Annotated in this window: 21 protein-coding genes; 11 read left to right on the plus strand and 10 right to left on the minus strand. The window is 66.0% G+C overall.

The window, feature by feature from the left end:
• Positions 1-169 precede the first annotated feature (169 nt).
• Genes ASE00_RS11200 through ASE00_RS11210 form a run of 3 tightly spaced genes read left to right on the plus strand, consistent with a single transcriptional unit; the run spans position 170 to position 2,815 of the window.
• A complete protein-coding gene (locus ASE00_RS11200) occupies positions 170-1,171 on the plus strand; it encodes an MBL fold metallo-hydrolase (protein WP_056380230.1) in 1,002 nt (333 codons plus the stop codon).
• Between the two features lie 40 nt (positions 1,172-1,211).
• The gene (locus ASE00_RS11205; protein ID WP_056380232.1) at positions 1,212-2,102 is read left to right on the plus strand and encodes a fumarylacetoacetate hydrolase family protein; all 891 of its coding nucleotides are present in this window, start codon (positions 1,212-1,214) and stop codon (positions 2,100-2,102) included.
• A 29-nt stretch (positions 2,103-2,131) separates the two neighbouring features.
• Positions 2,132-2,815, plus strand: coding sequence for an SDR family oxidoreductase (locus ASE00_RS11210; RefSeq protein WP_056380234.1), 684 nt, complete (start codon positions 2,132-2,134; stop codon positions 2,813-2,815).
• Positions 2,816-2,854: 39 nt separating this feature from the next.
• Here the strand turns inward: ASE00_RS11210 and ASE00_RS11215 are convergent, their stop codons facing one another.
• Together ASE00_RS11215 and ASE00_RS11220 are read right to left on the minus strand one after the other, a co-directional pair.
• Positions 2,855-3,733, minus strand: coding sequence for an SDR family oxidoreductase (locus ASE00_RS11215; protein WP_056380236.1), 879 nt, complete (start codon positions 3,731-3,733; stop codon positions 2,855-2,857).
• 140 nt (positions 3,734-3,873) lie between these two features.
• Positions 3,874-4,605 carry an SDR family NAD(P)-dependent oxidoreductase gene (locus tag ASE00_RS11220; RefSeq protein WP_056380239.1) on the minus strand — a complete coding sequence of 244 codons (732 nt, stop codon included), beginning with the start codon at positions 4,603-4,605 and terminating at the stop codon, positions 3,874-3,876.
• Positions 4,606-4,712: 107 nt separating this feature from the next.
• On the opposite strand from ASE00_RS11220, the gene ASE00_RS11225 reads away from it, so the two are divergent.
• Positions 4,713-5,324, plus strand: a complete 612-nt coding sequence (locus tag ASE00_RS11225) for a TetR/AcrR family transcriptional regulator (protein ID WP_235538633.1) — start codon at positions 4,713-4,715, stop codon at positions 5,322-5,324.
• Here ASE00_RS11225 and ASE00_RS11230 read toward each other — a convergent pair.
• The 6 genes from ASE00_RS11230 to ASE00_RS11255 all read right to left on the minus strand — a co-directional run bounded on the left by ASE00_RS11230 (position 5,321) and on the right by ASE00_RS11255 (position 13,406).
• Positions 5,321-6,682: an aminomethyltransferase family protein gene (locus ASE00_RS11230; RefSeq protein WP_056380242.1), complete on the minus strand. Its 1,362-nt coding sequence runs from the start codon at positions 6,680-6,682 to the stop codon at positions 5,321-5,323. The two genes, ASE00_RS11225 and ASE00_RS11230, sit on opposite strands and share 4 nt — an antisense overlap.
• A gap of 29 nt (positions 6,683-6,711) precedes the next feature.
• Positions 6,712-7,563: an SDR family oxidoreductase gene (locus ASE00_RS11235; RefSeq protein ID WP_056380244.1), complete on the minus strand. Its 852-nt coding sequence runs from the start codon at positions 7,561-7,563 to the stop codon at positions 6,712-6,714.
• Between the two features lie 23 nt (positions 7,564-7,586).
• Positions 7,587-9,023, minus strand: coding sequence for an amidohydrolase family protein (locus ASE00_RS11240; protein ID WP_056380246.1), 1,437 nt, complete (start codon positions 9,021-9,023; stop codon positions 7,587-7,589).
• A 3-nt stretch (positions 9,024-9,026) separates the two neighbouring features.
• Entirely contained in the window at positions 9,027-10,247 is a 1,221-nt protein-coding gene (locus tag ASE00_RS11245; protein ID WP_056380248.1) for an MFS transporter, read from the minus strand.
• Positions 10,248-10,316: 69 nt separating this feature from the next.
• Entirely contained in the window at positions 10,317-11,114 is a 798-nt protein-coding gene (locus ASE00_RS11250) for a cyclase family protein (protein WP_162256447.1), read from the minus strand.
• Positions 11,115-11,144: 30 nt separating this feature from the next.
• A complete protein-coding gene (locus ASE00_RS11255; RefSeq protein WP_056380252.1) occupies positions 11,145-13,406 on the minus strand; it encodes a TonB-dependent receptor in 2,262 nt (753 codons plus the stop codon).
• 116 nt (positions 13,407-13,522) lie between these two features.
• Between ASE00_RS11255 and ASE00_RS11260 the strand changes: the two genes are divergently transcribed.
• Genes ASE00_RS11260 through ASE00_RS11280 form a run of 5 tightly spaced genes read left to right on the plus strand, consistent with a single transcriptional unit; the run spans position 13,523 to position 17,655 of the window.
• The gene (locus ASE00_RS11260; protein ID WP_056380255.1) at positions 13,523-14,470 is read left to right on the plus strand and encodes a fumarylacetoacetate hydrolase family protein; all 948 of its coding nucleotides are present in this window, start codon (positions 13,523-13,525) and stop codon (positions 14,468-14,470) included.
• Between the two features lie 38 nt (positions 14,471-14,508).
• Entirely contained in the window at positions 14,509-15,489 is a 981-nt protein-coding gene (locus tag ASE00_RS11265; protein WP_056380256.1) for an NAD(P)H-quinone oxidoreductase, read from the plus strand.
• A 1-nt stretch (position 15,490) separates the two neighbouring features.
• A complete protein-coding gene (locus ASE00_RS11270; RefSeq protein WP_056380258.1) occupies positions 15,491-16,387 on the plus strand; it encodes a methylenetetrahydrofolate reductase in 897 nt (298 codons plus the stop codon).
• A gap of 1 nt (position 16,388) precedes the next feature.
• Complete coding sequence (gene purU, locus ASE00_RS11275) at positions 16,389-17,246, plus strand: formyltetrahydrofolate deformylase (protein WP_056381589.1); 858 nt, start codon at positions 16,389-16,391, stop codon at positions 17,244-17,246.
• A 4-nt stretch (positions 17,247-17,250) separates the two neighbouring features.
• Positions 17,251-17,655: a dihydroneopterin aldolase gene (locus ASE00_RS11280; protein WP_056380260.1), complete on the plus strand. Its 405-nt coding sequence runs from the start codon at positions 17,251-17,253 to the stop codon at positions 17,653-17,655.
• On the opposite strand, the gene ASE00_RS24460 is transcribed toward ASE00_RS11280, so the two are convergent.
• Positions 17,643-17,723 carry a hypothetical protein gene (locus ASE00_RS24460; protein ID WP_414819853.1) on the minus strand — a complete coding sequence of 27 codons (81 nt, stop codon included), beginning with the start codon at positions 17,721-17,723 and terminating at the stop codon, positions 17,643-17,645. The two genes, ASE00_RS11280 and ASE00_RS24460, sit on opposite strands and share 13 nt — an antisense overlap.
• Positions 17,724-17,755: 32 nt before the next feature.
• Positions 17,756-18,541: an IclR family transcriptional regulator domain-containing protein gene (locus tag ASE00_RS11285; RefSeq protein WP_235538634.1), complete on the minus strand. Its 786-nt coding sequence runs from the start codon at positions 18,539-18,541 to the stop codon at positions 17,756-17,758.
• Between the two features lie 110 nt (positions 18,542-18,651).
• Between ASE00_RS11285 and ASE00_RS11290 the strand changes: the two genes are divergently transcribed.
• Both ASE00_RS11290 and ASE00_RS11295 read left to right on the plus strand, forming a co-directional pair.
• Positions 18,652-19,323 (plus strand): 3-oxoacid CoA-transferase subunit A, encoded by a 672-nt coding sequence (locus ASE00_RS11290; protein ID WP_056380263.1) that lies wholly within the window; start codon positions 18,652-18,654, stop codon positions 19,321-19,323.
• Positions 19,320-19,958, plus strand: coding sequence for a 3-oxoacid CoA-transferase subunit B (locus tag ASE00_RS11295; protein ID WP_056380265.1), 639 nt, complete (start codon positions 19,320-19,322; stop codon positions 19,956-19,958). Before ASE00_RS11290 ends, ASE00_RS11295 begins: the two co-directional genes overlap by 4 nt.
• Positions 19,959-19,960: the final 2 nt, after the last annotated feature.

Below are 19,960 nucleotides of genomic sequence, written 5' to 3' on the forward strand. Positions count from 1 at the left end.
CGAATGACGGGCCAGCCGATTGAAAACCTCCGGCCACGTCAGGTTCGTGCTGCGTCGAGCCCGATCTGGTACCACTGGAAATATTATTTGATTGAACGTTCAACTATTATTAGCGTTGCTGTCGAGAGAGGGCGGTCCTTCGCATCGGGGTCGTTCAGCGGAGGATCGGATGATACCTGAGAAATACGAAAAAGGACTGTTCCAGGTCGGAGCGGGCACTTACGCCTACGTTCAGCCGGACGGCATCTGGGGCATGAGCAATGCGGGCCTGATTGTCGACGGTGACCAGTCGATGCTCGTCGACACGCTGATGACGCTGCGCCTCACCGACGAGATGCTGACCGTCATGGCCGATGCGGTCCCGGCGTCGCGCAAGATCGACATCCTCGTCAATTCGCACGCCGATATCGACCACACCTATGGCAACCAGCTGGTCGGAGGCGCGCGGATCGTCGCTTCGCAAGGCACCGCCGATGAGTTCTTCAAGGTGCCGCCCGATTATCTTCAGAAGCTGGTCACCACCGACCATAGCGAGGGCGGGCTCTACATCGCCGAGAAGATGGGCACCCATCTGTTCGACTATAGCGACATCGTCCTGACCCCGCCGACCGAGACCTTCGACCGCGAGGCGACGATCATGGTGGGCGACAAGGAGGTCCGCCTCATCAACGTCGGGCCCGCACACACCTCGGGCGACACCCTGATCCACTCGGTTCAGGATCGTGTGGTCTTCACCGGCGACCTGCTGTTCCTCGGCGTCCACCCGGCGATCTGGGCGGGGTCGGTCGATGGCTGGATCTCCGCATGCGACACGATGCTGGGGCTGGACATCGACACCGTCGTCTCAGGCCATGGCCCGGTGACCGACAAGCGCGGCGTTCAGCTGTTCCGCGATTATCTGGTCACAGTCCGCGACGAGGTACGGAAGCGCTTCGACGCCGGCCTGTCGGTCGAGGAAGCGGCGTTCGACCTCGCCCTGTCGCCGCCCTATGACGAATGGATCTCTCCCGAGCGGATGGTCGGCACGGTCAACTATCTCTACCGCCTGTGGGGCAGCACCGAAACGATCAACGATTTCGTCGGCATCTTCGCCGCGCTCAGCCGCTACGCCAAGCGCAAGCAAGCGTGCCGCGAGGGGCTGCACAGCGCCGGCTGCGGCCACGCGCACTAAGCCTTATCGCATATCATAATCACGAACAGAGGAGCGGAAGATGCGTTTTGTCACCTTTAACGCGCAGGGCACCGACCGGGTCGGCGCGCTCGTCGACGGCGGCGTGCTCGATCTCGCAGCGGCGGGCCGGCGCACCGGCAATGCCGTGCCGGGCACCATGCAGGAGCTGATCGACGCCGGACCACAGGCCTGGGACGCCGCGCGCGCCTGCATCGAGAAGCGGCCCGACGAGGATGTCGTCGCCGCCCCCGCCCTGCGCGCACCGATCCCCCGGCCGGTCCGGCTGCGCGACGCCAGCCTGTTCCTGGAACATATGGAGGTCGCGCTAGGCAAGCTCGGCAAGACGATGAACCCCGAGTTCAAGCGGCAGGTCATCTACTACAATGCCGACCATATCCACATGGTCGGCCCCGACGCGGACGTGCCGTGGCCGACCAAGTCGCAGTGGCGCGACTATGAACTCGAATGGGCCTGCGTGATCGGCAGGACCGCCGCCAATATCAGCCGCGCCGATGCGCGCGACCATATCTTCGGCCTCACCATCTTCAACGACTGGTCGGCCCGCGACCTCCAGATACCGTTCATGGATTGCGGCCTGGGCCCGGGAGACGGCAAGGATTTCGCCAATGGTATCGGGCCGTGCATCGCCACGCTCGACGAATTCGACGACATCTACGACCTGCGGATGACCGCGCGGGTCAACGGCGAGACCTGGAGCGAAGGCAACACCGGCAGCATGCATCACAAGTGGGAGGACGCCGTCTCGCAGCTCAGCGCCGACCGGACGCTGACCGCGGGTGAGATCATCGGCTCGGGCACCGTGCTCAGCGGCTGCGGCTTCGAGCTCGACAAGCGGCTCGACATCGGCGACGTCGTCGAGCTGGAGATCGAAGGCATCGGCATATTGCGCAATCGCATCGTCGCCGGATGAGCGGGCGCTGACAATCGAAGGAGAATGACGTGGCGACAGTGGCGATAACCGGCGCAGGACGCGGCATCGGCTTCGAGCTGGTGAAGCAACATCTGGCGGCGGGCGACCACGTCATCTCGCTGGTCCGCAACCCGGCGGGGGCGACCGCGCTCGCCGCGCTGGCCGATGACAGCGGCGGAAGGATCGCCGTTCACCAGCTCGACGTCACCGATCTCGCTTCCGCCACCCGTGCCGCCGCCGCGAGCGGCGATGTCCCGATCGACATCCTCTATAATGTCGCGGGCGCGGCGGACGGCCGCTCAGACCTCGCCAATATCGACTGGCAGCAGTTTGACGAAGTCGTCGACATCGGACTGAAAGGTCCGTTGCGGGTGCTTCAGGCCTTCCTGCCCCGGCTACGTGAAGGGTCGAAGGTCATCAACATCACCAGCCAGATCGGCGCATCGACCTGGCCGACCGGCGGCTATTATGCCTATGGCGCGACCAAGGCGGCGCTCAACCGGCTGATGCGATCGATCGCCGTCGACCTGAAGCCGCGCGGGATCATTATCGGGCTGGTCCATCCCGGCTGGGTGCAGACCGACATGGGCGGCCCGAAGGCCGATCTCACCCCCGAGCAGAGCGCCCATGGTATCTGCACCGTCGCGCGCGGCTGGACGCTGGACCGAAGTGGCGATTTCTACAAATGGAATGGCGAGCCGCACGCCTGGTGAGGCTTGCCCCGCCGCTTTTCGAACGATCGTAGCGGCCCGCTATATCCCGACCTTTTCGTGCGCGACGCCCAGGCTGTAGCGCATCGCATCGGCAAAGCTGGTCGGCTCGCGGCCCAGGATCATCCGAAGGACATTGCCGTTCCCGACCAGGCCATAGCCGTCATAATGGTCGAGCATCAGCCGCAGTTCGCGGGCCTGTCCGGGCGTATAGCCCCGCGGCGCCGCGACGCGCGGGACGAGGGTGTCGGCGCTCGCCTTGCGCGCACTGATCGGGCGTCCCAGCACGGCACTAAGCCGCTCGGCCATCGCCACCGAGTCCAATATCTCCGGCCCCGCCAGCTCATAGGTAGCGAAGACATGGCCGTCCTCGCTGTGGATGATAGCGGCGGCTTCGGCCAGATCGCCCTCGTGGATCGGTGCGAAAGGCTTGGCGGTATCGAAGGCGGGGATAAGTTCGCCGGCTTCGGCGTCGAAGAAAGCCAGCGCGGTCTGCGCATACATGGCGGGCTGGATGATCGTCCAGCGAAGCGCCGAATGGCGTAACAGATGCTCGGTCTGGCTCTTGCGGAAGTGGTGCGGCATCTCGGGCGTGCCGGGGTGCAGGACCGAGTGATAGACGATCCGCGCCACCCCCGCGCGCTCGGCGGCGGCGATGATATGGCGCGCGAAGTCCGGTTCACGCGGATCGAAGGACGGCGGGATATAATGGATCGCACTGGCGCCCGCGAAGGCCGCAGCCAGTGATCCGGCGTCCTGCAGGTCACCGCCGCGCAGCTCGACCCCAGACGGCAGCAGCGCCGCCGCGTCGCCGCGCCGGGAGATCGCGCGGACGTGCGGGCCCTTGCCGATCAGCGCCCGGACGAGCGGGCGGCCGGTGCCGCTGGTGGCGCCGATAACGGCGATGATGCTCTCGGTCATGCGATCCTCAATCAAAAGGTGGCGGGAAGCCTCTAACTCGGCAACCCGCTTCACAGATCATGGACTTTTTAGATTGATCGTTCAACCAATTAAATTCCGCCCCGGCCGGGCACGGTGTCCAGCCGGGTCAGCCCCCCAACCTACCAGGCGGATTCGCCGCTCGCCTCCACGAACCGGCCTGAGACCGCATCGTCGCCTAGCAGCGCATATTTGACCGGCAGCTGGGCACCCTCCTCGACCGTCAGGAAACCCTGATGGCCGGTCAGGTCGGTCTTCACATAGCCCGGGCTGACCGAATTGATCACCAGCGGCGTGCCGCGCAGTTCCTCGCTCAACTGGACGGTCAGCATGTTCAGCGCCGCCTTCGAAGCGTTATAGCCCATCAGCCGCGCCGAATAATAAGGCGAGGTCGGATCGGCATTCTGGCTGAGCGAGCCGAGCGCGCTCGACAGGTTGACGATCCGCCCCGCCGCCGACTTGCGCAGCAGCGGCAGCATCGCCTGCGTCACCGCCAGCGTGCCGATGAAGTTGGTGTCCATGATCCGGCGGGCGGCCTCGGGCGAGGCGACGGTCGGCGGGCCGTCGGCGGCGTCGACGATGCCGGCATTGTTGACGAGGATGTCGAGCCGGCCATGTTCAGCCTCGATCGCCTTCGCCGCCGTGGCCAGGCTCGGATGATCGTTCAGATCGATGCGCAGCGACTGCACCGCCAGCCCGTCTGCGGCCAACGCCTCGGCAGCCGCGGCGCCCCGCGCCGCATCGCGCGCGCCGAGGATCACGAGGATCCCGGTCTGCGCGAGCTGGCGGGCGATCTCCAGCCCGATGCCCTTGTTCGCGCCGGTGACGAGGGCGATGCGTTTCGTGTCGGCCATGCCGAATTCCTTTCGTGTTTTTGTGACGACTCAGGATATGAAGGATTATTCACTTTGAGGATTCGCTTATGGCCTCGGATGCCCCGGCCCATCTAAATCCCCGGAAAATGCCGCGTCAGGCACGGGCGGCGGCGACGGTCGAAGCCATTTTCGAGGCGACCATTCAGGTTTTGGTCGCCGAGGGCCCGCGCCGTCTGACCACCACCCGCGTCGCCGAACGGGCCGGGGTTTCGATCGGCAGCCTCTACCAATATTTCCCGCACAAGCAGGCGTTGTTCTACGCACTCAACGAGCGCTACCTCGAAGCCCTTGCCGCCACGGTGGAGGCGAGCTGCCAGGCCCGGCACGGCGCGACCGCCGCCGAGATGGTCGAGGCGCTCGTCACCACCTATTGGACCGTCAAGATGGACCGGCCCGAGGTGACCCAGGCGCTCTACCGCTCGGTCGCCGAACTCGACAATGCGGCGATGATCGCGACCTTCAGCCGCCGGGTCGACACCGCCACCGCCGCGATGCTGGCGAGCGCCTCCGATGCGGTCTTCGCCGATCTGCCGATCGTCAACCTCACCTTGCTCAGCACGATCTTCGGCACGGTGCGCAACATCTTCACCCGCAACCTGTCGCTGGCCGAAAGCCGCGCCGTCCACCGGCAGCTGGTGCTGATGTGTCAGGCCTATCTGAACGCCGTCCAAGCCCAGCCGCACGATGTCGCTGCCTAATCCTTTTTTATGTTCTTCTGGAAATAGGGGGCTGGCGCGACCGTCGCGCGGATTTCGTGGACGACATTGTCCTCGACGGTGATCCGGCGCGAGTTCGGTTCGCCCCAGCGCAGCATCACCTCGGTTCCCGGCTCGCTATGCTCGACGCCGACCAGCGACAGCGACAGCATCTGCCGGGCGTTGGCGCTGATCCCGGCATATTGCGAGACGCCGGTGCGGCGGCCGCCCTTGATCACTTCGTCGCACTGATAGGTCGCGTAGATCGACAGCGGCATCTTGATGAAGCGAGCGGGATTCTCGCGCTCGAACAGCGAGGCGCGCATCGCCTCCATCACATCGTCCTGGTTCCAGACGAGCGTGACCTTCTTGCGCTTCGGATTCTTGATCTTCTCGGCCAACGCATCACGACCGATGAAATCTTCGTCGAAGTCGATAAACGGACCGTAGCCGACCTCGATCGGGTCCATATAATAATCGCGGATATCATCGGACTCGAGGCTGCCGCCCAGCGACGCCAGCGCCGGACGATGGTTCGGCGACAGCCATTCGCGGAACGGCTTCATCGCGTCACCGTCATAGATCCCGGGCAGCGGCGTCGCCATCCAGCCTGACTCGATCGACGAAGTGGGAAAGGCGAGCCCGCCGACCTTGCGCATCCCATATTTCTCGCCGGTCGTGGTCAGCGCTTCGAGAACCGCCGCCTGATCCGCCCAGGGCCCGAAGATCTCGAAGCCCGGCGACCCCGCCATGCCGTGACGCAGCGCGCGCACCGGCTTGCCCGCGATCTCGAACTCGCCGATCCCGAAGAAGCCGATCTTGGGCAGCGTCCCGCCGGTTACCTCGTTCATCAGGTCGAGCGCATGCGGGCCCTGCACCTGATAGGCGAAGATGCGCGGTTCGCCGCCGCGCAGGCCGACCGTCTCGTCGCGGTCCATCTCGATGTCATAATCGCCCGATTCGACGTTGAACTGCACCCAGTCGCTGATCGTCGGCCCGGCGGCGACGCGATAGACGTCGTCCGATGTGTGGAAGCAGATGCCGTCGGCGATCAAATAACCGTCGGGGCTGGCGCAGATCAGCTGCTTGCCCCGGTTGACCGGAAACTCGCCGATCTTGTTCGCGCCGATCCGGGTCAGCAGCCGCTTCGCATCGGGACCTCTCAGGTAGAGATGCGTCATATGATAGGAGCTTTCGAGCAGCGCGCAGGACTCGCGCCACGCCCGCTGCTCGTCGCGCCAGTTGGTGAACTCCGGCGGGATGCCCGGAAAGGCGTGCGAGCCATAGGGCGACGAGCGGAGCAGGTTCACCGGTCCGCCGGCGGCGGCGAGCATCTCTTCCAGGTTGTTGTATGTCGGCATCGTGTCTTCCTTGGATTTCCTGGAAAAGGTCAGGCCCAGTCGCGCTGGACGACCGCGGCGAAGGTGGTGGAGGGGCGGCCCAGCAGCATCTCCAGCACCCGGCCGTTGCCGGGCAGGCCGAAGTCGCCATAATGGCGATACATCGCAACCAGCTCCTCGGTCTGGCCGGGATCGAATCCCTTTCGCTCCGCGCGGACCTTCGCGAAGCTTTCGGTGTCCTCCTGGCGGAAGACGATGTCGCGGCCGAGCGTCGCCTTCAGGATCGCCGCCATCTCGACCGGGGTCAGCCGCTCGCTGCCCGCCAGTTCATAGGTGGCATATTCGTGGTTCTCGCCGGTCAGGATATTGGCGGTCGCCTCGGTCAGGTCGGGCAGGTCGATCGGGTTGAACAGCCGGTCGATCGCATAAGGCGGGGTGAACGCGCCCGCGTCCCGGTCGAAGAAGGTCAGGCAGGTCTGGCTGTACATGGCGGGCTGAACGATCGTCCACACCAGCGGGGATTCGCGCAGCATCAGTTCGACCAACGCCTTGCGGCCATGGTGCGGCATCGCCGGGGTCGGCGCGTGGAGCACCGAATGATAGACGATGCGCGGCACCCCCGCCTGCTGGGCGGCGGCGATCAGTGCGGTCGCGAACTCGATCTCGCGCGGATTGAACGAGGGCGGGATATAATAGAGCGCCCGCGCGCCTTCGATCGCGGCGGCAAGCTGATCGACGCTCGCGAGATCGGCGATCCGTGCCTCGCGGAACATCGCCGCCTGCTCGGCACGGCGCACCACCGCGCGGACGGGCGCCCCGCGCCGCTCGAGCTCGGCGACCAGCGGACGGCCGGACAGTCCGGCCGCGCCCAGGATCGCGATGGGGCTTGTCGTTTCAACCATATCTTCAGTCCTTCCAGGCCGTCTCAGGCGGCCGTTCGTTCGGGGCGGACGGACCGGGCCCATGCGGCGCGGAAATCGTCCATCAATCCGGCGGTTTCGACCCGTGCGAAGCGGGCCATGATCCGGTCGCGCGAGGCGGTCAGCCGGGTGCGGATCGCAGGCCAGTCATGCCCGCGCAGACGCCCGCCGCGCTTCACCGCCCGGCCCGCGACGAACACCGAGTCCACATCGGACGGGTTGGCGTAGAAGACGATCGCCGCCGCCGGATCGTTGACCGGGGCCATGTTGATCGAGTCGGTCCGGATCAGGACGATGTCGGCCGCCTTGCCGGGGCTGAGCGACCCGGCGCGGTCGCCGGTCCCCGCCGCCGCCGCGCCGCCCACCGTCGCCATCCGCACCATGTCGCGGGCGGGCCGGCGCCGGGTCAGCGGCAGGCTGCCCTCGGCCTCGTAATCGCGAAAGCGCTGGACCTGGAGGAGCATCCGCATCTGCGAGAAGAGGTCGCCGGCGACGCTCGACGAGATGTCGGTGCCCAGCGACGGCTCCTTGCCGCTGCGCGCCACCCGCGCCGCGACCGGAAAGCCCATCCCCATCTGCAATTCGGTGTCGGGGGTTGTCGATACCCAGCCGCCCTGCGCCGCGAGCAGATCGAGGTCGTGATCGCTCAGATGCGCGCCGTGCGAGAAGAGGAGATCGTCGCCGAGCAGCCCCGCCGCCGCCAGTGCGGGGACAAAGCGGACCTGTTCATTGACCCCGGTGCCGATATGGACGCTGATCCGCGCGGGCTCCAGCTCGCGCAGCAGCCTTATCTCCTCGACCGCCGGGCCGGTCTCGGTCAGCCGCGACCATTCGGTCGAGGCGAGCCCGAATTGCAGCAGGTCGTCGGGCCCGGTGAAATAGGTATCGCGGATGCGCCGGGCGTTGGCGCGATGGAAATCGCTCACCGGGCTATGGACCAGCGTCGAGGCGATATGGTCGCCGTCGCGCTTCGGATTCTCGTACATGCCGTAGCAGAAGACGCCGCGAACCCCGCTATCCTTCAGTCCGCACACCAGCGCGTCGCTATGCGCCTCGCTGATCTGGAGGTGCGAATGATCGACGATCGTCGTCACCCCGGCGTTGAGCGCCTCCAGCGCGCCCGCGAGATTGCCGATATAGGCGTCTTCGGCGTCATAGCTGGTGCAATAGCCATGGCGCATCAGCACGACATAGTCGAACAGGCTCCAGTCGGCGACGACGCCGCGCAACTGGGTCTGCCAGTAATGGCGGTGGGTATCGGCGAAGCCCGGGGTCACGATCATCCCCGCAGCATCGACGATCTCGGCATCGTCGGCGGCGATCGTCGGCGCGACCGCGACGATCCGGCCGTCCTCGACCAATATGTCTCCCTGCGGCAGATCGCCGATCGCCGGGTCCATCGACAGGATATGCCCGCCCCGGATCAGCATGCGCGCACCCATCGATCAGCCCTCGGCCACGCGTTCGCGCGGGTGCAGCCGTCGCAACGTCGCGACGAGCGCCGCAGCACCGACCAGCACCGCCGCCGCGAGCAGGAAGCCGCCGCGATAGCTGCCGGCATGATCGTAGAGATATCCCATGATCGTAGGGCCCATCGCGCTGCCGAACAGGAAGACGCCGAACAGCCCGCCATAGGCGGTGCCATAATGCTGGCGCGGGAAGTGGCGGGCGGTCAGGTAGCAGAGCAGGTCGACCTCGCTGCCCATCGCCAGCCCGACGACCAGCGCGCCGATGATCGCCACCGAGGCGCCTTCGAGCGCGAGAATGGAAAGGCCCACCGAGGTGATCAGGAACAGCGCCGCCGCGACATATTCGGGCACCAGCCGGTCGAGCAGCCAGCCCGTCACCAGCCGCCCGCAGATCAGCGCGACGCCGAGCAGCGAAGCGAGCTGCGCCGCCCGCGCCGTGGTCAACCCGCCATCGACCATCATCGGCACGAAATGGACCACCGACGCCGCGATCGCGTTGGCCGCAAGCAGGAAGGTCGCGGCGAGGAGCAGAAAGGGCCGCTGCGACCAGATATCCCAGCCGCGCACCGCCGCCGAAGCCTCGCCGGTCGGGGCGGCAGGCGCTGATGCGCCGCCACGCTTCGTCCCGATCAGGATCGCGACCAGCACGCCGACGACGATCACGATCGAGGCGAGCAGGCGATAGGCCCCGCGCCAGTCGCCTTCCTGAAGGGTCGAGGAGAGAATGAACGGGATGGTGAACGCGCCCATCCCCGCGCCGGTCTGCATCATCGCCAGCGCCAGCCCCCGGTGCCGGTCGAACGCGTCGACCACCAGTCGGCTGAACGACACCGAACTCGATCCCGCCCCCAGCAGCGCGATCAGCACCGAACAGGCGAGCAGCGACGCCAGGCTGCTGGTCGCCCAGGCGCAGATGACGAAGCTCGCCGCCAGCCCGGCCAGCGAGACGAGGCCGATCAGCCGCGCCCCCAGCCGGTCGACCGCCCGACCGAGCAGCGGGGCCATCACCGCCGCGGTCATGCTGCATACCAGCAGCGCCAGCGTCGCCTCGCCCCGGCTCAGGCCCAGGTCGCGGGCGATCGGGATCAGCAGCAATCCGCTCGAATAGAAATAGGCTGAGCTATATCCGGACGCGACGCCGAGGAAGCATCCGAGCAGGATGCGGCCCTGATAGAGGCGGATAGTGTCGTTCTGCATGGTCACATCCGGATGCCCGATGGTGATCCGGGATGGCCGCGGCCATCCCGGATGGAAACGGAAGTCAGATCAATCGACGAAGGCCACGACGCGCGCGGGCGCGGCGCTCATGCCCTTCAGCTTGATCGGGAAGAAGCCTACCATGAATCCGCGCAAGGGAAGTGCGCCCAGATTTTCCAGCTTCTGGACGATGAAGGCCTCGCGCTCCTTGATCGCATAATGGCCGTCCCACAGCACCGAACGGTCGCCGGTCTCGGCGAAGATCTTGCGCATCACGTCGAACGGACGATCCCAGGCGAAGCTGTCGGTGCCGAGAATGGTCGCGCCCTGGTTGGTCAGGTGCAGCGTCCCCTCGCGGGTCATGCCCGGATAGGTGGTGAACTCCGGATCATTATAGCCGTAGCGTTCCTGCCCGGTGCGCAGCAGCACCGCCATGCCCTGCTCGATCCTGCCGCCGGCCGCTTCCAGCGCGCGATCGAGCGCCTCGATGCTGATCGCCTCGCGCGGCTGCACCCAAGGGCGGACGTCGAGGACGATCCCCGGCCGGTAAAGCTCTTCCAGGGCGATGTCGGAGATCGTCCGCGCCGCCTTGCCCTCGATCGTCGCACCCGAATGGAGCGGCGCGTCGACATGGGTGCCGCAATGCGACGACATGTCGTTGAGCCGCTCCGCCCCCCAGCCTTCGCCATCGGGCAGATCTTCGGGGCAGCAGCCCAGGACGTTGCAGGTGATCTCCAGCCCCTTTTCCTTGGGATGGAACACCTCGACAACCGGGGCGACGACCGCCTTCAGATGCTTGATGTGGTCGGGTAACAGATCCCGCTGGGCGGGATCGATGGTGGAGGTGAGGTCGACGATACGGGGCAAGGTCAATTTCCTTTTACTGATAAACTACGATCACCATTCGGCCCCGGCCCGCACACCGATCGTCCGGCGCGGACCCCAGACTTCGAGCAGACGGGTGGGGTTGATGTTGACGACCTGGGTCCGCTGGCGGTTGCCGGTCAGGTTGGTGACGAAGGCGCCGACGCGGAAATTGCTGAACTTCAGATCGGCGCTGAGATCGATCGAGGTGTAGGACGGCTCCTTCACGCCCGCGTCGAAGTTGCTCGGCTCCCAGTAGAAGCTGTCGACATATTGGCCGCCGCCCCGCAGGTTGAGCGAACCGAAGCTCAGCGGGATGTCCGCCACCAGCGCCGCGTTGAGCGTGTGCTTGGGCGAGCGCGGCAGATGGTTGCCGGTGAAGTTCACCGTCGGCGAGAAGATGTAGCTGTCATATTTCGCGTCGAGATAGGAATAGCCATATTCCGCCCGCAGCCCGCGGGTGAAGACGAACTGGCCGTCGACCTCGAAGCCCTTCAGCGTCGATTTCGCACCGTTGCTGAGCAGCGAAATCGTCGTCGTCTGGCCGGGGAGCAACACGGTGCGCTGCACCTGGATATTGCTGTACTTATAATAGAAGCCCGCGATGTTGAGCCGCATCCGCCCGCCGAGCAGGTCCGACTTCAGGCCCGCCTGATAGGCGGTCATCCGTTCGGGCTTGGCCGCCTGGGTCGCCAGCAGCGGGGTCGCCGGCGCGAGCTGATAGGCGCCGCTCTTGAAGCCGCGCGAATAGCTCGCATAGGCGAGGACCGAGCGGTTGATCTTGTACGACAGGATCGCCGTCGGATCGAACGCACTCCATGAGCGCGACGCCGGCTGGGTGAAGTTCGACCGGTATATTCCGGGGGCCGACGTCACCGCCTGGGCGACATAATCCTTCTTGTCCTTGGTGTAGCGGCCACCGAGATCGAGCGACAGCGCGTCGGTGAAGTTCAGCGTCACCTGACCGAACAGCGCATAGCTGCGGACGTCGATATTCTCGGTGCTGACCCAGGTGATCGGTGTGCCGCCGGTGCCCGACGGCGGCGGCAGCGCGACCAGCGAGCTGTCCACCCCGTAGTTGTAGGTATAGTCCTGATGGACATTCTCGGTGAAATAATAGGCGCCGAAGGTCCATTTCAGGAAATTGCCGAAGGTCAGCGGACCGTCGGTCTTCGACGAGAAGCGGATTTCCTGGCTGAACTGATCCTGCTTGGATTCGGTGGTGACCAGCCACAGATCGAGGCTGGTGCCGTCGAAGTCGACCGGCCCGAACAGCTTCGCCTTCCGATAGGCGGTGATCGTGGTGATATCGACCGCGTCGGTGCTGAAGTCGCCGGTCAGGCTGACGCCGCCGCCGTCGCGCTGCACGCCTTTCACGCCCGGCGTCTGGGTCACCTTATAAGGATTAGGATCGACCGGTGAGGTCGCGCCCGGGCGCACCAGCAATATGGTCGGGCGGCGACCGTCGACATCGTTGCTGCGATAGACCGAGGTCTCGTCATGCGAGTCATAATAATCGCTGTTGAGGGTCAGCTTGGCGTCGTCGGACAGGTCGAAGATCAGCTTGCCGCGCACCGTGGCGTTGCGGCCGCCATTGCCGGTGCGGCCGGTGTTGACGATCTTCATCACGCCGTCGGCGTCGCTGTAGCTGGCGCTGACCTGCGCCTTGACGCGCTCGGCGATCGGCCCGCTGACCAGCCCCGAGACGGTCACGCCGGTGCCGCCGAATTCCTGGTTCCAGGTATGTGAGGCGTTGACCTGCGCATGGAACTCGTCGGTCGGCGAGCGGGTAACGATGTTGAGCGCGCCGCCGATGGTGTTGCGGCCGAACAGCGTGCCCTGCGGCCCCTTGAGCACCTCCACCCGCTCGACGTCGAACAGGTCCTGCAGCGCCGAGCTGAAGCGCGCGATATAGACGCCATCGACGAAGGTGCCGATCGAGGCGTCGGCCTCATCGGTGAAGCTGCGCGTGCCGATGCCGCGGATATAGAGCGAGGGAACGCGGCGATCGGCCGCGCGATAGAAGACGCCCGGCGACAGGGTGGCGACCGCGCGGATGTCGGTCGAACCACGCTGGAGCAGCGAAGAGCCCGACAGCGCCGAGATCGCGACCGGGACGTCCTGCAGACGCTCTTCGCGCTTGCGGGCGGTCACGACGATGTCCTCGACATGATAGCCGTCATCCTGAGTGGCCGCCGGAGTCGATGGCGAATCGGCTGCGACCTGCGCGTGCGCCGTGGCGATCGGCGACGTCGAAAAGGCTAGAAAAGCGAGCAAGGCATGGCGATTTTTCATCTGATTTCCTCTCCTGGGCTTTTGGTTGTTGCGATTTCATACGATCGTTCGTAATAGAGCGCAACAGTTCATTCGCATGATCAAAAATCATCGCGAAAATCGGGATCGAGAGGATCATGAGACTCATAAGCTTCAAGACGATCGGCGGCGCCGAACAGCGGCTCGGCGCGCTGGCCGACGACGATGCGGCGATCGACCTTCAAGCGCGTCACATCAGCCGATTCGGGCGCGAACACGCCGCGCTGGCTTCGACGCTCGCGCTGATCGAGGCGGGACCGGAGGCGCTCGACCTCGCCCGCACGCTCATGGAAGGCGACGGCCCCCGGCTCGCGGTCGGACGCGATGTCCGCCTGCTCGCGCCAATCCCGCTGCCGCCGCAGATCCGTGACAGCCTGAACTTCCTTGGCCATCTCGAAAACGCGATCGACGGCCGCAACCGCCGCAACGGCATCGCCGAACGCAGCAAGGCGCAGCTCGATCGGCTCGACATCTTCCTGCGCCGCCCGGCTTGGTACAAGGCCAACCGCTTCTCGGTCACGGGCACCGACAGCACCGTCGTCTGGCCGCCCTATTCCAGCTATCCTGACTATGAGCATGAGCTGGCAGTCGTGCTGTGGGGCGGCCGCGATCTGTCGGTCGAGGAAGCCGAAGGCCGTATCTTCGGCTATATGAACTTCAACGACCTTTCGGCGCGCGACACCCAGGCCGATGAGATGGCCGGCCAGATGGGCCCGACCAAGAGCAAGGACTTCGACGACGCCAACGTCTTCGGCCCGTGGATCCTGACCGCCGACGAATTCGATACCGCCAACGCGCGGATGCGCTCCTGGGTCAACGGCGAACTGGTCAACGAGGGCCGCGTCGCCGACATGCATTACAGCTTCGCGCAGGTGATCTCCTACGCGTCACAGCATGAGACGCTGCGCCCCGGCGAGATCATCGGATCGGGCACGGTGCCGGGCGGCTGCCGGCTCGAAGCCGGCGAACAGCTCGCCTTCGGCGACACGGTTGAGATCGAAACCGACGGTCTCGGCCGATTGAAGGTCACGATCGCCGCGCGCTGACGCCCGGCCTTCGAACAGCATTTATCGAGGAGACAGACATGCGCGCGATCCGCATACGCGAATATGGCGGCCCGGAGGTCCTGGAGTTGGCCGAGATCGACAAGCCGGTGGCCCATGACGACTATGTCGTCTGCCGGATCCACGCCGCCGGCCTCAACCGTGGCGACGTCGTCCAGCGCGAGGGCCGCTATCCGCCGCCCCCCGGCGCGCCAGACACGCCCGGCTTCGAGTTCGCGGGCGTGGTCGAAAGCGTCGGCCCAGCGGTCACCCGCTGGAAAGCCGGGAACAAGGTTTGCGGCCTGCTCGCAGGCGGCGGCTATGCCGAATATTGCCTGATCCATGAAGGCCATATGCTGCCGCTGCCCGATGGCTGGACGATGGCCGAGGGCGCGGGCCTGATCGAAGCTATCGCGACCGTGTGGACCACCATCTTCGACCAGGTCGTCCTGAAACCCGGGGAGACCCTGCTCGTCCATGGCGGCGCGAGCGGGATCGGCACGATGGCGATCCAGATGGCAAAGGCGATCGGCGCAGATGTCCTGACCACCGTCAGCGGCGCCGAGCGCGGCGCACGCTGCGTCGCGCTCGGCGCGGACGCGGCCATCGACTACACCACGCAGGACTTCGTGAAGGAGGTGCTCGCCCTGACCGATGGACGCGGCGCCGACGTCATCCTCGACATGGTCGCTGGCGACTATATGGCGAAGAATATCGAATGCGCGGCGATGAACGGCCGGCTCGCGACGATCGCCTGGCAGCGCGGGTCGGAGATCACCCTCGACTTCCGCGCGCCGATGCGCAAGCGCATGCTGCTGTCGCAGAGCGCGCTACGCGCCCGTGACGTCGCCGAGAAGAGCCGGATCATGCGCGGCGTCGAGCAGGACTTCTGGCCGCATATCGTGGCCGGGCGGATCAAGCCGGTCATAGCCTCGACCTATCCGCTGGCAGAGGCCGGCGCGGCGCAGAGCGAAATGGAGCGCGGCGGCCATGTCGGCAAGATCGTGCTGCTGGTCGACTAAGATGACCACCCCGCTCATTCATCCCGGCTGGGCGCAGCCCGCGACCAATATGGTCACGGGCTATTCGCTGGAGATGACCGCGAAGGACATCGGCTCGCTGCGCGCGGCGGCGCCAGCAATCCGGCCGACCGCGCCGGTAGCGGTCACCTTCCTGCCCAACGAGGACCCTGCCGCGCGGATCGCGGCAGTGAAGGCAGTCCGCGACCTGGGCTTCGAACCGATGCCGCATTTCTCGGCAAGACGGATCGGATCGGCGGGGGCATTCGAGGACTATCTCGCCGCCGCCGTTGCCGAAGCGGGGGTGAAGCGCTGCTTCGTCATCGCGGGCGATCCGTCGACTCCCGAAGGCCCCTTCACCGACAGCATGGCGCTGATTGCCAGCGGCGCGTTCGAACGGCACGGCATCGCCGCGATCGGCGTCGGCGGCCATCCCGAGGGCCATCCGAATATGAGCGAGGAACAGGGCTTCGCCATACTCGAGGCGAAATGCGCCGAAATCGTCGCGCGTGGCATGGCCCCGCTGGTCGTCACCCAGTTCGCCTTCGACGCGGGCCGGGTGCTCTCCTGGCTGGCGGCATTGCGCGCACGCGGCACGGACGCGCCGGTGCGCATCGGCATCCCCGGCCCCGCCGGGATCAAGACGCTGCTGCGTTTCGCCGCGCGTTGCGGGGTGGGCGCATCGACCGCCGTCCTCGCCAAATATGGCATCTCGGTAGGCAAGCTGTTCGGCTCGGCAGGACCCGACAGGCTGGTCGACGAGCTCGATCGCGGGTTGGGCCCCGAACACGGCCCCGTCCGCCTGCATTTCTATCCGTTCGGCGGGCTCGAAAAGACCGTCGCGTGGATCAACGGCTATGATCGCGCGCATCGCTCGCGCGCGCCGGAAAGGACCGTCTGAGGTGAGCACTTCCTATCTTCTGCGCGTCGAAGCCCCCGACCGGCCCGGGCTCGTCGCCCGCGTCGCCGGTTTCCTGGCCGATCGGGGCGGCAACATCATCGACGCGCAGCAGTTCGACGACAGCCTCAACGACCGCTTCTTCATGCGCGTCGCCTTCCAGCCCGGCGAAGGCGAGACGCTCGAAGCCTTCCGCCGCGACTTCGCGCCGATTGCCGAGGGCCTCGGCCTGACCTGGGCGGTACGCGATCAACTTCAACGCAAGAAGGTGCTGCTGCTGGTCTCCAGGTTCGACCATTGCCTCGGCGACCTGCTCTATCGCTGGAAGATCGGCGAACTGCCGATGGACGTGGTCGGGGTGATCTCCAACCATCCGCGCGACGCGATCAGCGTCGAGATCGGCGACGGCATCCCCTTCCACCATCTGCCGGTGACGAAAGACACCAAGGCCGATCAGGAGGCCCGGATCAAGGCGATCGTCAACGAGACCGGGGCCGAGCTGATCGTCCTCGCCCGCTATATGCAGATCCTCTCGGACGATCTTGCGGGCTTCCTGTCGGGACGCTGCATCAACATCCACCACAGCTTTTTGCCCGGCTTCAAGGGCGCGAAGCCCTATCATCAGGCGCATGCGCGCGGGGTGAAGATGATCGGCGCGACTGCGCACTATGTCACCAGCGACCTCGACGAAGGGCCGATCGTTCATCAGGACGTCGAGGCGATCAGCCATGCCGACACCCCCGACGAGCTGGTCCGCAAGGGCCGCGACATAGAGCGCCGGGTGCTCGCCGAAGCGGTCCGCCTCCACCTCCATGGCCGTGTCTTCCTCAACGGCGCGAGCACCGTCGTCTTCAAGGGCTGACGCCATGGCCGCGGTTATCGACGGCCTCGTGGTGCGCATCCGCGATCTGACGGTGCTCGCCGATATCGGCATAAATCCCGACGAAATCGGACGACGCCAGCCGCTCGTGATCCAGGTCGAGCTGACCCTATCCTCGCCCGACCCGAACAATATCGAAGGGATGGTCGACTATCGTAGCATCGCTCGCGCCGCAGAGGCCCTGGCAGAAACCCATATTCCGCTGATCGAGACGTTCGCCCAGCGGCTGGCGACGCAATGCCTCTCCTGGCCGCCTGTCGCCGCAGTTCGCATCACCGTCGACAAGCCGTTTGCGCTGGCGTGGGGGCTGGCCGGTGTAGAATTGAGGATGCGTCGGCCTGACTGTTGCGCGCCGAATCCACACCGCGTCGGCGGGCATCAGCCCATATAGCCGCCGCAGATCAGGATCATCTCGCCCGTCACATAGCGTGCCGCCTCGCTGCACAGGAAGGCGACCACCGAGGCGGTGCGTTATCGGCCAGCATCGTGGCTCAAGCGCGATCGACGATCATCGCCAAATCGCGCGCAACGCGCTTCAGCGCGGGCAGGTAGCGCGTCCGCAATTCCGTCAGCGAGACCCGCCCCGCAGGAACGCCGATGTTGATCGCGGCATGGACGCCATCCCGGCCGATCACCGGAACGGCAACCGACCGCAGCCCCACTTCGAGCTCCTGGTCGACGATCGCACAGCCTTCCTCGCCCACCCTGTCGAAGATCGCCAGCAGCGCGGCCGGATCGGTTTCGGTCTTGTCCGTCAGCGCGACCAGCGGCGTCCGGCGCAGATAGGCCTCCTGCGCCGCCCTGCCCTGCCCCGCCAGCAGAACCCGTCCCATCGACGTGCAGTAGAGCGGCACCCGGCTGCCGACCCGCAGCGCGACCGACATGATCCGCGACACCTCGGCGCGCGCGATATAATAGACCTCGTCCTCCTCGACCACGCCGAGCGAGCAGGATTCGTGCAGATCGTCGCGCAACTGGTCGAGCAGCGGCTGGGCGCGCATCGCCAGGCTGCTCGACGACATATAGGCATAGCCCAGCGCCAGCACCTTGGGCCGCAGCGCATAATGCGCACCGGTCTGCATCGCATAGCCCAGCCGCACCAGCGTATGCAGGCAGCGCTTCACCGCCGGCCGGCTGAGTCCGGTCAGGCGGCTCGCCTGCGCGATCGTCATCGGCTGCCGCTCGTCGGCGAAGCAGCGCAGCACCGCAAGCCCCCGCGCCAGCGAGGTCATGAATTCCGGATCGCCTTGCGCGTCCAGCGTGGAAAGCTGCTCCACCCTGTTCTCCACTAACCGATTATCGGACAATATCACGTTTATCGGTTGACTCAAGTGGCAGCCGCCGGGAGACGGAGCGCCATCGATCGCCGCTGGAAGGAGATTCGCGCGTGGTGGACAAGACGGTGGCGACGGTCGACGACGCGGTCGCCGATATCTTTGACGGCGCATCGGTGATGATCGGCGGCTTCGGCACCGCGGGCATGCCCGATCAGCTGATCGACGCGTTGATCGCGCGCGGCGTCGGCGACCTGACGATCATCAACAACAATGCCGGCAATGGCGAAAGCGGCGTCGCCGCGCTGATCAAGGCGGGCCGCGTCCGCAAGATCATCTGCTCCTTTCCGCGCCAGAGCGATTCCCACCATTTCGACGCGCGCTACCGCGCTGGCGAGATCGAGCTCGAACTGGTGCCGCAGGGCAATCTCGCCGCGCGCATCCAGGCGGCGGGGGCCGGGCTCGGCGCGATCTTCACTCCCACCGGCTTCGGCACGCTGCTCGCCGAGGGCAAGGAGACGCGCAACATCGACGGGCGCGACTATGTCCTCGAATATCCGATCCATGCCGATTTCGCGCTGATCAAGGCGCATCGCGGCGATCGCTGGGGCAACCTCGTCTACCGCAAGACCGCGCGCAATTTCGGGCCGATCATGGCGATGGCCGCGGAAACCGCGATCGCGCAGGTGTCTCAGATCGTCCCGCTCGGCGAACTCGATCCCGAGGCGGTGATTACCCCCGGCATCTTCGTCCAGCGCCTCGTCCAGACCGGAGCATCGGCATGACCCCCATGACCCGCGACCAGATGGCCGCCCGCGTCGCCCGCGACATTCCTGAAGGCGCCTATGTGAACCTCGGCATCGGCCTGCCGACCAAGGTCGCCAATTATCTGCCGCAGGATCGCGAGATATTGCTGCAGAGCGAGAACGGCCTGCTCGGCATGGGCCCCGCACCCGCGCCGGGCGAGGAGGACTGGGAACTGATCAACGCCGGCAAGCAGGCGGTAACGCTGCTCACCGGCGGCTGCTATTTCCACCATGCCGACAGCTTCGCGATGATGCGGGGCGGCCATATCGACATCTGCGTGCTCGGCGCCTTCCAGGTCTCGGTCCATGGCGACCTCGCCAACTGGCACACCGGCGAGCCCGATGCGATCCCGGCGGTGGGCGGCGCGATGGACCTCGCGATCGGCGCGAAGCAGACCTTCGTGATGATGGAGCTGCTCACCAAGGCCGGACAAAGCAAGCTGGTCGGGCGGTGCAGCTATCCGCTGACCGGCCTCGCCTGCGTCTCGCGCGTCTACACCGATCTCGCCATCTTCGACGTCGGCGCGGACGGCGCGCGCGTCGTCGATATGGTCGACGGCCTGTCGCTCGACGAACTTCGCCGCCTCACCGGCCTCACCCTCACCGCTGCCTGACG

This window comes from Sphingomonas sp. Root710, from assembly GCF_001429065.1.
GTDB lineage: Bacteria > Pseudomonadota > Alphaproteobacteria > Sphingomonadales > Sphingomonadaceae > Rhizorhabdus.

Coding starts and splice junctions, on each gene's coding strand:
- ASE00_RS11205 (WP_056380232.1), top strand. CDS start 1,212: ATGCGTTTTGTCACCTTTAACGCGCAGGGCACCGACCGGGTCGGCGCG.
- ASE00_RS11240 (WP_056380246.1), bottom strand. CDS start 9,023: ATGGGTGCGCGCATGCTGATCCGGGGCGGGCATATCCTGTCGATGGAC.
- ASE00_RS11230 (WP_056380242.1), bottom strand. CDS start 6,682: ATGCCGACATACAACAACCTGGAAGAGATGCTCGCCGCCGCCGGCGGA.
- ASE00_RS11245 (WP_056380248.1), bottom strand. CDS start 10,247: ATGCAGAACGACACTATCCGCCTCTATCAGGGCCGCATCCTGCTCGGA.
- ASE00_RS11215 (WP_056380236.1), bottom strand. CDS start 3,733: ATGACCGAGAGCATCATCGCCGTTATCGGCGCCACCAGCGGCACCGGC.
- ASE00_RS11265 (WP_056380256.1), top strand. CDS start 14,509: ATGCGCGCGATCCGCATACGCGAATATGGCGGCCCGGAGGTCCTGGAG.
- ASE00_RS11255 (WP_056380252.1), bottom strand. CDS start 13,406: ATGAAAAATCGCCATGCCTTGCTCGCTTTTCTAGCCTTTTCGACGTCG.
- ASE00_RS11200 (WP_056380230.1), top strand. CDS start 170: ATGATACCTGAGAAATACGAAAAAGGACTGTTCCAGGTCGGAGCGGGC.
- ASE00_RS11295 (WP_056380265.1), top strand. CDS start 19,320: ATGACCCCCATGACCCGCGACCAGATGGCCGCCCGCGTCGCCCGCGAC.
- ASE00_RS11270 (WP_056380258.1), top strand. CDS start 15,491: ATGACCACCCCGCTCATTCATCCCGGCTGGGCGCAGCCCGCGACCAAT.
- ASE00_RS11235 (WP_056380244.1), bottom strand. CDS start 7,563: ATGGTTGAAACGACAAGCCCCATCGCGATCCTGGGCGCGGCCGGACTG.
- ASE00_RS11220 (WP_056380239.1), bottom strand. CDS start 4,605: ATGGCCGACACGAAACGCATCGCCCTCGTCACCGGCGCGAACAAGGGC.
- ASE00_RS11280 (WP_056380260.1), top strand. CDS start 17,251: ATGGCCGCGGTTATCGACGGCCTCGTGGTGCGCATCCGCGATCTGACG.
- ASE00_RS11260 (WP_056380255.1), top strand. CDS start 13,523: ATGAGACTCATAAGCTTCAAGACGATCGGCGGCGCCGAACAGCGGCTC.
- ASE00_RS11225 (WP_235538633.1), top strand. CDS start 4,713: ATGCCGCGTCAGGCACGGGCGGCGGCGACGGTCGAAGCCATTTTCGAG.